We start from the raw sequence: 11,301 nt of genomic DNA on the forward strand, positions 1-11,301 counted from the left end.
CCTACCATTGGAGTGATCGGGGGTAAAATTCCTGGACTTTTTCCCTGAAAATTAGGTAACTGACTACCTCAAAATCGGTAAAACCCTACACCCCACACCCCACACCCCACACCCTGCCCCCACGAAAAACTTTTTCAGCAGCCCCTAATTAGATTAAGACCACAAGAAACCGTCCCTAAACCCGTCCCTGTTCCGCCATTTGGATTCGTACCCGTCCATACGGCCTGGTTCGCACCCAACGAGGCACTGCTTCCCGTCTCGTCACTATAAATCGGGTTCTGAATGGAACCATCCCACAGGTCGTCGTAAGAATCAGCGACACGAAGACCCGACACCAAATAAATCGGTACGCCAGTAACACCGCTTGGGGATGGATCGGTACTCGTGTTGGTGAGTGCGTTAGTAGAGAAAGTGGAAACGATCGCCGTCCAAGTCGTTCCCAACGCTGTCAGCGCGCTACTCTGGTTAGCTTGAGTGGTAACGAAAGTATTATAATCGTCAATATTCGTCGATGTAGCATCTCTTGTGCCGGAGGTAGTAAACACCAAGCGATACTGATTACCAAGACTAAGACCAGAAGGAATCAGTTGAAAAGCTTCTGCAATGCCAGAGATGCCCAGATTCGCAAAGGCAACCCCAGATAAAATGCCCATAATCGTTAGTTTCATCTAAAATCAAGCTCTTTGAGCGTTGTAAGGATTATGCAAGTTTTGGAACCAAGTAAATTCCAGAAAAACCGTACCCCCCCCCGCACATTTGTCAAGTCTTTTAAATAATTCTTAATATTTATTTCCGTTTTGCTCTCTGGCTCTCGTCCGGCTTTTCGACAGAATCGCTAAAATGATCAGGGGTGTTTTAGAGGTAAGTCTATGAGTGAACCGGTAACTCTTGAGGATATTTACCAGCTATTCCGCGCTTCCACCGAGGAATATGATCGCCGGGCTGAGGAATATGATCGCCGGGCTGCCCAATCCAAGGCGGAATATGATCGCCGGGCTGCCCAATCCAAGGCGGAATATGATCGCCTGGTTGCCGAATCCAAGGCGGAATATGATCGCCATAGAGTCGAAATAGAGAACCTCCTGGCCGAATCTAAGCTAGAAAGCGATCGCTCGATGGCAGAACTGAAACGGACGGTTGAACGAACCAGCAAAGCGGTAGATAGTCTCACCACTCGCTGGGGTCGATTTGTGGAAGAATTAGTAGAACCGGCGGTTTTACGGCTTTTTCAGGAAAAATGCATCGATATTAAAGAAGTTTATCCCCGCGCTAGAGTCAAGCGTCAGGGCATCGCCATGGAAATTGATATTCTAGCGGTAGATGATACCGATCTCGTGGTGGTGGAATGTAAATCTAGATTATCTAAAGATGATGTGGATGAATTTATTGAAAAATTGACCCGTTTTAAAATCGCTTTTCCCCATTATCAAAACTATCAAGCTTACGGTGCGGTGGCGGGAATTGAAATCAACCAGGGGATCGATCGATACGCTTATAAAAAAGGTCTATTTGTGATTAAACCCTCCGGGGATACGGTGGTCATTATTAATGATGCCGACTTTCAACCGAATACTTGGTAATTTCCCTAGTCAAAACAATCGCTATGGTTAACCTTTCCTACAATAAAAATCGCCTTCTTCCCAGTGCCGAAGAATTACCCTGTTCTGACGAAACAGCCGTGGATAACCAGTTACAGAACGATATTCCCAATCTATTACTCAGTTTACTAGCATTTATTTGGGCGGAGCGGGATGATTGGTATTTTGGTGTCGATATGGGAGTTTATTACAATCCCGACGAACCGGCAATCATACCGGATGGATTTTTAGCCATTGGAGTCAAACACGATACCGGAGAAAGGGGAAGATTAAGCTATGTTCTCTGGGAAGAAGCTTATATTATGCCGATATTGGCCCTGGAAGTGATTTCCGAGAAATATAACGGGGAATATGAGGGAAAGTTAGCGGATTATCAAACCCTAGGCGTTCTCTACTATGCAATTTATAATCCCTTGAGCGGTAGAAGGGGAAGGTTTAAAAATAGAGAGAGATTAGAGGTTTATAAGCTGATAGCGGGGAAATACGAGCTTTTAGAGCCTGAAAATAATCGGGTATGGTTGCCAGAAATCGGGTTAGCCTTGGGATATGAGCAGGGAGAACATATCGCTTGGGTGCGAGAATGGCTGTATTGGTATGATCGATCGGGAAATCGCTATTTAACCGCAGAGGAAAGGGCGAGGGCAGCAGCGGCAATGGCCGAGCAAGCAAGTTTGATCGCCCAGCAAGAACGTTTGAATGCCCAGCAAGAACGTTTAGCCAAACAGGAAGCGGAACAAAAAGCCCAACGACTAGCGGAAAGACTAAGATCGCTGGGGATCAATCCGGATGAAGTTTAGGGGTGGGGTTCCTCGGCAATTTTAGGGGATTAATCGCGTAATAATTCCGGTTCGGTTAATTCGTCGGTCATTTCCATCAAGGCCCGTTGGACGGGTTTAATCATCGGGTCATCGATATTTTCTACGGTATCGTAGCGGACGCGTTTGGCCCGTCTAGCGACTTGCACGACGATTGAGTAACGATTGCTGGCCGCATTCATCAGTTTATCGGTGAGATAAATCATCTCGGAGGAGTCGAATTTAAACCGTTTGGACATAGTTATATTTAGCCTTCTCTGGTGAATTTGGCACTTGTCACTGATTTTAGTGATAAGTTTTATTACTCAGTCCACCTTACCATATTTTGTCCACCTTAAGGATAGGGTTATCCTTGATCTCGATCGGATTTTGTCAACTATTTTTTACAAAACTTAAATCAATTTTATACAAGTTTAAAAATATACAAATAAAGAGATAATTTTTGAAATAAATAAACCCAAAAAAGGGAGACAATCGCAGTGCCTATAAATAGGCTTGAACATATACTGCAAATTGACATACTCCCACCGTCAAGCTACGCTGTGACGGGGGATTCTTTCCACATCGCTGTTAGAAATTCCTTGTTCAACGAGACAGCTTAGATTCTCAATGTCTCCATTAAAAACCCAGAGGTCGGACTCTCCCAAGGCGTTTGGGTCGGTTTCTGTTTGCCCAACAGTACCGTTGAGATGATTTCCCAAATATTGCAACCCTTTTTTAAGAATATTTATTGCTGCATTATGATCCCTATCTAAGACTGTTTTACAGTTAGGACATTGATGAGTTCTATTGCTTAATGTTTTTTGAACTCTCGTCCCACAAACTGAACAATCTTGGCTAGTAAAATGGGGAGGGACAGCAACACAAACAATCCGATAAATCTTGGCAAAATAATTCAACCATTCAGTGAATTGATACCAAGAAGCATCAGAAATAGACTTAGATAGCTTACGGTTTTTGACTAAGTTTCTTACCTTTAAAGCTTCATAAACTACCAGATCATTAGACTGGACTAACGCCAAAGCGTCTTTAATTGCTTTGTCTTTACGTTGTCTTGACACTTTAAGATGAAGTTTAGCTACTTTTATCCGTTGCTTGTGATAGTTGTTAGACTGTTTCTTTCCTTGACGAAATTGTTTTGATAATCGTCGTTGTGCTTTTTTAAGTCGTTTTTCTGACTTTCTTAAATAACGTGGATTCTCTACAGTGTTGCCTTGAGCGTCAGTATAAAACTCTTTTAACCCTAAGTCAATTCCTGTTATTTGTCCCGTCGGTTTATGGTATTCTTGCCGTTCTACGTCAATCAGAAACTGGCAATAATAACCGTCAGCACGTCTAACAACTCTTACTCGTTTAATCTGTTGCTCTGAATAATAAACTAAGGTTTTTTGACTACACCATAAATCAAATTCTCCTGCTTTAAAGCCATCGGTAAATTTAATTTTACGTCGATCATCTGATAGTTTGTAACCCGTTAGTTTATACTCAACCGAACGGCTATGCTTTTTGAACCGAGGAAAACCCTTTTTCCCCGGTATCTTAGCATGACAATTATGGTAAAACCTAGTAATTGATTGCCAGGCTCTATCAGCAGCCGATTGACGAGCTTGAGAGTTTAATTTATTAACCCAAGGTGTCCCTTTATTATTAGCTAGTACCGCACAAAGTTTTTGGAGATCATTGCGGGTTGTACCCTTATGATCCATCCAATAACGAACACAAGAGTTACGCACAAACTGAGAAGTTTTAATAGCTTCATCAAGTCTTTGGTATTGTTCTGGTGTTCCGTTTTTTAGCTTTGCTTCTACGACTAGCATCTAACAATCCTCGACCATTGGTTAAATTAATCATAACACAGTTTACCCACAGATGGTGGAATTAAACCGATGCTCCGTTGCTAATATTCTGGTCGGATTTCATTTGCCGTTAATTTTGCTGAGTATCTTGTCGAAAAATGTAGCGGGGGCATTCATCCGACATTTTAGGTAATGCACGAACGCAACGCTCATAACTTCCCCCTCGATTTAGCTTCCGGTGATGCTATCCCCATGGCCTTGACGGCAGCGGCGATCAATGGTTAAAAATAAACAGATGCTGGATCCCCATCCAACATCCGCGTTCTAACTCTGCACACATTTTGCTAAGTCCTCATGATAAGTTAAAAAACGCTTCCTTTTTGGGGGCGTTTTTATTTATTCGATTGAAAAAACCGATGACAATCATTACTAAAGCTGATAAGAAAGTAGGGTGTGGGGTGTGGGGTGTGGGGTGTGGGGTGTGGGGTGTGGGGTGTGGGGAGTGGGGTGTGGGGTGTGGGGTGTGGGGATAATAAATAAAAATAATCTCCTGACTCCTGACTCCTGACTTCTAACCCAATTTTGGACAAAGATAAGTAAAAATTATTTATTGACCGTAAAAACTTGAGAATATTTAAATTAACATTCCGCAATATTTATAAATCCTTAAGAATTAATTGAGAAAGATTATTATTTAACAACGATGTTGTGATGGTTACAGCGATTTGATAAAATTTCACAGTGGGCTGTTCTGTGCTTTTTTGGGCAGCAATGGTTAAAACCCTCGCCACACCTAGAAGGTGATCCTAATTAAAACGGGTAAATCAGTCAATTTCACCCACAACGATGATCTTTTTTTTATGTAGTTTTGTTGCAAAAAAAAAGTTTTTTTGACAAAAAGCACAAAGTATGATATGCAGCCAAGGTGTTTCTGGTTGGGAGTAATTATTGTAGAGGGGGGAGATGGGAGAATAAATAAAAGCAATCTCCTGACGACCGACGACCGACTACTGATAACTGACTCCTGATAACTGATAACTGATGAAAAGATTAGCTTGGTTCGATCGCTTAGTGTTAGCGACTATTTTGGCCTTAATTGCCGCGATATCGTCGATTTTGATACAAGGAAATCAAGTTCCTACGCGAGGGGAGAATTTTAGCTGGCAAGGGCGAAAAATCGGCGTTAGGGACAATTATTTTACTTTAAGTTTTAATCGACCGATTGACCGTTCCGACATAGAAACCGGCCTGGTGATCGATCCTCCCTTGCCGGGTAAAATTAGCTGGTCTGGCGATCGCTTGACCTATACCTTGACGGAATTGCCCATCTACGGCAAGAAATATCAAGTAAAGTTACCCATTGCCCAAGGTGAGGACTTTATCGGCGAATTTTACAGCCACGATCGAGCTTTTGCCTATATTGGAGTCAACCAAGAGGAAAGAGGCCGTTTAATCGTCTGTAATATCATTCAGGGGGCAAATAACGTCACAGAACTGAAAAAAACCATCCTTACCCCTGCGGATCTGGTGGTCACGGATTTTCAAATGTATCCGAGGGGGGAGAGAATTTTATTTTCGGCCTTCGATCGCTCTGACTTAGGACGGGATACCCCGAAACAGCAACTTTATACAATTACCACGGGTTTAAATCATGACGAACATGGTCAAAATTTGCCCAGTGGTCGTATAGAAAGGTTTTTAGATGCGAAAACCTATCAAAATCTTCGCTTTAATCTCTCAGATAACGGCAAAACCCTAATCGTGCAGAGAATTAATCATGGGAATCCGGGGGATGCCAGTTTATGGGTAATCAGGGATGATGGACAATCGCGACCGTTAGGAATACAAGCGGATAATTTTTTACTATCTCCCGACGGTAAAAAAGCGGTTGTCAGTCAAACGGGAGGGGTAGCGGTGATTCCTTTGGATGTCCAAGCGGGAAAACCGCAATTTTTGCCCACCTACGAGAAAATACTCGCTTTTTCCCGGGATGGTCGCCAAAAACTGATGGTAAAATCGGAACCGGATAATCAGCGATCGCTATTTTTGCTCAACGATCAGGGAGAGTCAAGACTACTATTAAGAACAGCTAATCCGATTATTAGCTGTGAATTTGAACCGCGACAGGAAAAAACCCTTTACTGTCTGAAAAGCGATCTGGTTATGGGCAGCGATGGCAAGGTGAAAGAAGAACCATTTTTAGCGATTATTGAGCTAGAAACGGGTAAAATGATCCCCCTGCTGGCTTTACCTAATTATCGTGACGTGCAGATGAGTATGTCTCCCGATGGCGTGGCCTTATTATTTGATCAGTTAGTAACCATACCCTTTGGAGTCGGAAATGATCTAGTCACTGGGGAGGGATCGAGCATTGCCGATGGTCGTCTCTGGTTATTACCACTCCCGGATCAATTCAGTCCCAATAGCACCCCGAAAATTTTACCTCAAGAACTCAACGCCGGTTTTAAACCCCGTTGGCTGCCCTAATACGGCAGAATTAAGGAGTTAGGAGTCAGGAGACAGGAGAGAAATCGTTACCTAATCAGGTGACTCGGAGAATACTGACTCCCGAAAACGAAAACCTCATACCTCACCATTAAGATAAGTGCTATATGCTACTTCAGCGATTTGCTTTTTTATTGCGTCCTAGTGGCGATATCGAGATCGAGCGGGGGATTCGGACTTTATTGGCGCTCGCGGTACCGATTATTATCGGTGATATTTTAGATCAGTCAGAATTGGGGTTAATGGTCGGTTTAGCGGCTCAAACCTTGATTTTAGCCGATGTGGGGGGACTTTACTGCCTGAGAGCGAAAACCCTAGTCGCTACGACTATCGGGATGGCTCTAGCTTTGATTATCGGCACATTAGCCAGTACTTGGCTAGGATTGACCGTGGTGATAGTTTTTTGCGGGTTGTTTCTAGCGGGTTATTTGACAGTTTACGGGGAAAATGGGGCGTTAGCTGGGGTAGTAATTAGTTTATTGCTGCTTTTTGCTGTTTCTTTGCCATCGGGGGATATTATCGTCGCTTTACAACGGGCCGGAATTGCTGTGTTGGGAGGGGGATGGACAATTTTTTTGGCCCTGTTTATCTGGCCTTTTCGCCCTAATCAGCCTTTACGTCAGGTAACGGCGGAAAATTTTCATGGTATCGCCACCTATCTCCGCTCTTTGCCCTTACACTCTCGTTCTAATGCTGATGAGGAGCCATATTTTGATAAAATCCGGCAACTGTTGCTCCGTTCTAGGAAAACTGTCACCTTGACGCGTCGGGGACGTTGGGGAAAGAGTGAGCTGCGGGAATTGTTAATTGTCTTGATCGAAGATAGCGATCGCATTAATACCAGCTTAATCGCGCTGCGAGAATTGCTTCATCTTCATCCCTTGCCACAACTGACCACGGTGGGTATTTTATTAGAAGATATTCTCGTGCAAGTGGCGGAAATTAGCGAAGATATTGCCTGGTTAATTTTGGGTAGAAATAAACAACCGGATTGTGAGCGCTTGCAGCTATTACTCAAGGCGATCGAGCAACAAAAAAACCTGCAAGCTAAAGTTTTAGAAAATGCCCAGGATGATTATAGCAGTTATGTGGCAATTTCGCAATTAAATAATCGTTTAAAAAAATTATCTAAACAGCTAAAAATAGCCAGTGAAACAGCGCAACATTTGCGGCAAAGCGAGGAATTTTCAGATAAAAAAAATCCCTGGCAGCGGAACTTTGAAGGGATAGAAAAAGAGTACGGTCAAGAAAAAGCTTGGTGGGAACCATTAAAATCTAATTTTAATCTAGAATCGCCCCTATTTCGTCATGGTTTACGCTTGGGTTTGGGAAGTGCGCTAGGAGTTTTGATTTACAATAAGCTAGGAATTACCCATAGTTTTTGGATTGGTTTAACCTTAGTTATTGTGTTAAAACCAGATTTTAGCCTGACTTTTCAACGCTTTTTTAATCGGGTGTTTGGCACGATTTTAGGCTCGTTTTTTGTTTTGGCACTGTTGCCAGTTATAGATAATCCGATCTGGTTAGAAATTATTGGAGTAATTTCTATAGCGATCGCTTTATCTTTGGTGCGATTTCACTATAGTTTGGCCGTATTTTTTATCACAATTTTTGCTTTAATCATCAGTCGTCTGGATGCCAGCAATGACGGCATTAATTTAGAGTATATCAGAATAGTTTATACTTTAATCGGTAGTGCTTTAGCCTTTGTACTTTCCTTCGGTTTTTTAAGGTTTAATGAAGATGAACGTTTTTCCCTCGCTGCCATTAAAGCATTAGAAGCTAATCAAGTATTTTTTCAGTCAGTTATGGCAGTTTATTTAGGAGAATCATCCTATCAAACTGTAATTTTATCTTCCCATCGCAATAAAGCTCGACGAGCAAATACAACTATGCAAACAGCCCTACAAAGATTAATTGACGATCCTAGCACACCCTTTCCACAAATGGAACCGGCAATCACTTTAAGTAATTATATTCCTCGTTTTGGTCGCGGGGTGACAGTTTTATTGACGGAATTGGAACAATATCGCGGTAGTCCTCCCCATCCTAATCTAAGTCTGTTCACGCAAGAAATAACCCAAGCTTTGACGCAATTAACCGAAGCTTTGCAAGCAAATAATCCTCCTCTTCCCTTACCTCCCCTCGAAGATACTTTAGAAAACATCCTCGATCATTTGCAAGAATTGCGAGAGGAAAGGTTAGTAGAAATTGGCCATCAGAAAGAGGGAACTAATCTCCAGAAATATTTAGGGGATTATAATATTGTCACCACGGAACTTGTGGAATTATCCAGTCGTGTTGGGGTAATGAACACAGCAATTGATCGTTTTATTAGAAGTTAAAATTTAGTTATGACAAGAGAATTTAGTAGTCAGGAGGAAAATCGATTAACTTCGATAATTTCCGTATATTCAAAATTATTAGGACTGCGTTTCACCAGAGAATAATTAACACCATGAAGATTAATTAAATCCTCTTGACAATCTGCTTTCGGAGAATTATAAACTAACACATATTCTCTACCAATATAGGGAGAAATCTCGGTTTCTACTTCTCCTCTCCATTGAGTTTTTGTCACTAAAACAATTAACTGATTGGCTAATTGAGGAATAGCGATCGCAACTTGCCGACGATAGATATGATCAAGACTACCAAAAGGGGAATCCATCACCAGAGGAAAAGTGCTGCTATCAATTCCCATCAAAGTATTTTTCTGACTCCATTCTCGCACTCGATCGATAATTCCCCCGATAAAAGATAAACTAAGAATCTGATTTTCTCCAGTAGAAGCTGCCACGGGAATAGCGAATCCTGTCGTATTTTCTAATAATCTTACCTCGTAATCGGGACTAATACGGGGAATATAGGGAGTAAAAGAAATTGAGCTAAAGATTTCCTGTACCCGTTTTTCTAAGGACAAACGAAACTGATTTTCTAATCTCTGTCTTACCTCACTAATGCGATTAATTGCCTCTTGAGTCGCTAAAATACGTCGTTGTCCTAAATTAGATTTTTCCTCTTTTTGTTGCTGTTTCTGTACCTGTTTTTGCAGGGATTCTAACTCTTTTTCATAGATATCTAGTTGATTTTTATTGCTGCCCTGTTCCAAGCGTAAATCTTTTAGGGAATCCTCGATCGCATCTAAGCGAGATTGCAGATTTTTAATATCTTCATCGGGATAATGGCGAAATTTATCCCGCACTTCATCTAATTCTGATTCTACCAAAGATAATTCTAAGCGCCACTGGTGAATATTAGCTTGATAATTATCCACTTCTTGCCAAAAATCTAAGACCCGTTTATCCATTTCTTTGACTGTGGAAGATAAGCGAATGGCCGCTTCTTCCACATCGGCCATTCCTGCTTTGTTCATCCAGTCTTGTACCTCTAAATAAGCTTGGCTATTTTCCTGTAATTCCTGGCCACAAATACATTTTTTCCGCTCTAATAATTGTTGGACAAATTGCTGTTTAATACCACTGGGTAATTCCCCTTGTTGTCGTAGGCGATCGATTAATTGCTGAAAATTTTGATTAATTCCTTTTAAAAAGACTTGATAAGCTTGCTGGGAAATTAATTTCTTTAACTTATCCTTAGTTCTGACTAAATCTTGCCGCAGATTTCTTTCCTGTTGTTCTAATTTTTCTTTTAACTGTTTTAATTCCTCGGCACCACTTAACTCTAATAAGCGATTAGTCACGGCTTTTTTTAATTCTTCCTGCTGGGATAACTGGTTAATAATATCCTGCTGACGCTGTTTTAATTTCTCGAAATCCTGCTCAATTTTACTTTCCTGTTTCAATAACTTTTTTAAATCCGATTCACCTAAATCTTTAAGATCATCTTGTAAAGATTTTTTGGCTTTTTTTAAATGCTCGATCGCTCTGTCTAATACTTTAACTCCCAATAATTCTTTTGTATCCTCGGCGATTTTACCTTGGCTACTACTGCGGAATTGATGATCGATATATTCGCCATCAAAAAAGAAATAACGGTGTAAACTTTCGGGTAAAATTTGATTAATAATATCCTCTGGTGGTTGATTGGGTGTGTACCAATTGCCATCATCACCAGCGTAGAGCATATATAAACTATTTGAACCGTATTTAATTTTACTATTTACATCTTGGTAGGCGAAAAATTTTCGTTTTACCTGATAGCGTTTATTTTCATGTTCAAAGTTTACTTCTGCCGAACATTCTATGGAAGTTCCCGTGGTTACTTCGGTAATTGACCGTTTATTAACTAATAACTCTGGTTCGGCAAAAGCTGCTGTAAATTTTTCATACAGTACCCAAGTACAAGCATTTAAAATTGTTGTTTTTCCCGCCCCATTATTGCCATAAATTACTGTTGTATTGCGAGAACTTGCTGCTAAATGTATCTCAGGAGTCTTGCCATAAAATTGTCGAAAATTACATAACTTTATTGATAGTAGTTTCATAGTTAACGTCAGTTCGGGATAAGGGAGGAAAGAAAAGGCGGGGGCTAGTAAGCTGAAAAATATATAAACTCAGCACCCCCAACCCATCTATGTCTAGTCTAGAAGCTCTTTTCTGTCATGTCGACGACTTCTGCCGTGTA

8 protein-coding genes and 1 pseudogene are annotated in these 11,301 nt (G+C 41.3%); 5 read left to right on the forward strand and 4 right to left on the reverse strand.

Annotation, left to right across the window (positions count from 1 at the left end):
- Positions 1-134: 134 nt before the first annotated feature.
- The gene (locus IM450_RS19590; protein WP_287669272.1) at positions 135-668 is read right to left on the reverse strand and encodes a hypothetical protein; all 534 of its coding nucleotides are present in this window, start codon (positions 666-668) and stop codon (positions 135-137) included.
- 201 nt (positions 669-869) lie between these two features.
- On the opposite strand from IM450_RS19590, the gene IM450_RS19595 reads away from it, so the two are divergent.
- Together IM450_RS19595 and IM450_RS19600 are read left to right on the forward strand one after the other, a co-directional pair.
- A complete protein-coding gene (locus IM450_RS19595; RefSeq protein WP_287669270.1) occupies positions 870-1,580 on the forward strand; it encodes a DUF3782 domain-containing protein in 711 nt (236 codons plus the stop codon).
- Positions 1,581-1,603: 23 nt separating this feature from the next.
- Complete coding sequence (locus tag IM450_RS19600) at positions 1,604-2,395, forward strand: Uma2 family endonuclease (RefSeq protein ID WP_287669268.1); 792 nt, start codon at positions 1,604-1,606, stop codon at positions 2,393-2,395.
- A gap of 29 nt (positions 2,396-2,424) precedes the next feature.
- Here the strand turns inward: IM450_RS19600 and IM450_RS19605 are convergent, their stop codons facing one another.
- Positions 2,425-2,652, reverse strand: a complete 228-nt coding sequence (locus IM450_RS19605) for a DNA-directed RNA polymerase subunit omega (RefSeq protein ID WP_002761217.1) — start codon at positions 2,650-2,652, stop codon at positions 2,425-2,427.
- A 291-nt stretch (positions 2,653-2,943) separates the two neighbouring features.
- A complete protein-coding gene (locus tag IM450_RS19610; RefSeq protein ID WP_287669265.1) occupies positions 2,944-4,230 on the reverse strand; it encodes an RNA-guided endonuclease InsQ/TnpB family protein in 1,287 nt (428 codons plus the stop codon).
- Between the two features lie 168 nt (positions 4,231-4,398).
- Between IM450_RS19610 and IM450_RS19615 the strand changes: the two are divergent.
- The 3 genes and pseudogenes from IM450_RS19615 to IM450_RS19625 form a co-directional block, all read left to right on the forward strand.
- Positions 4,399-4,494, forward strand: a pseudogene (locus IM450_RS19615) (photosystem II protein D); the annotation flags it as partial.
- Positions 4,495-5,250: 756 nt separating this feature from the next.
- Positions 5,251-6,696, forward strand: a complete 1,446-nt coding sequence (locus IM450_RS19620; protein ID WP_002801632.1) for an Ig-like domain-containing protein — start codon at positions 5,251-5,253, stop codon at positions 6,694-6,696.
- A 125-nt stretch (positions 6,697-6,821) separates the two neighbouring features.
- On the forward strand, positions 6,822-9,059 hold the full coding sequence (locus IM450_RS19625; RefSeq protein WP_002801630.1) for an FUSC family protein: 2,238 nt from the start codon (positions 6,822-6,824) through the stop codon (positions 9,057-9,059).
- A 29-nt stretch (positions 9,060-9,088) separates the two neighbouring features.
- Here the strand turns inward: IM450_RS19625 and IM450_RS19630 are convergent, their stop codons facing one another.
- Positions 9,089-11,161 (reverse strand): AAA family ATPase, encoded by a 2,073-nt coding sequence (locus IM450_RS19630; protein ID WP_287669260.1) that lies wholly within the window; start codon positions 11,159-11,161, stop codon positions 9,089-9,091.
- Between the last annotated feature and the right edge of the window lie 140 nt (positions 11,162-11,301).

Origin of the sequence: Microcystis sp. M083S1 (genome assembly GCF_020246405.1) — a bacterium.
Taxonomy (GTDB): Bacteria; Cyanobacteriota; Cyanobacteriia; order Cyanobacteriales; family Microcystaceae; genus Microcystis; species Microcystis aeruginosa_C.

Bases quoted from the DNA above. Each gene is read 5' to 3' on its own strand.
- IM450_RS19590 (WP_287669272.1), bottom strand. From the start codon at position 668: ATGAAACTAACGATTATGGGCATTTTATCTGGGGTTGCCTTTGCGAAT.
- IM450_RS19595 (WP_287669270.1), top strand. From the start codon at position 870: ATGAGTGAACCGGTAACTCTTGAGGATATTTACCAGCTATTCCGCGCT.
- IM450_RS19600 (WP_287669268.1), top strand. From the start codon at position 1,604: ATGGTTAACCTTTCCTACAATAAAAATCGCCTTCTTCCCAGTGCCGAA.
- IM450_RS19610 (WP_287669265.1), bottom strand. From the start codon at position 4,230: ATGCTAGTCGTAGAAGCAAAGCTAAAAAACGGAACACCAGAACAATAC.
- IM450_RS19630 (WP_287669260.1), bottom strand. From the start codon at position 11,161: ATGAAACTACTATCAATAAAGTTATGTAATTTTCGACAATTTTATGGC.
- IM450_RS19605 (WP_002761217.1), bottom strand. From the start codon at position 2,652: ATGTCCAAACGGTTTAAATTCGACTCCTCCGAGATGATTTATCTCACC.
- IM450_RS19625 (WP_002801630.1), top strand. From the start codon at position 6,822: ATGCTACTTCAGCGATTTGCTTTTTTATTGCGTCCTAGTGGCGATATC.
- IM450_RS19620 (WP_002801632.1), top strand. From the start codon at position 5,251: ATGAAAAGATTAGCTTGGTTCGATCGCTTAGTGTTAGCGACTATTTTG.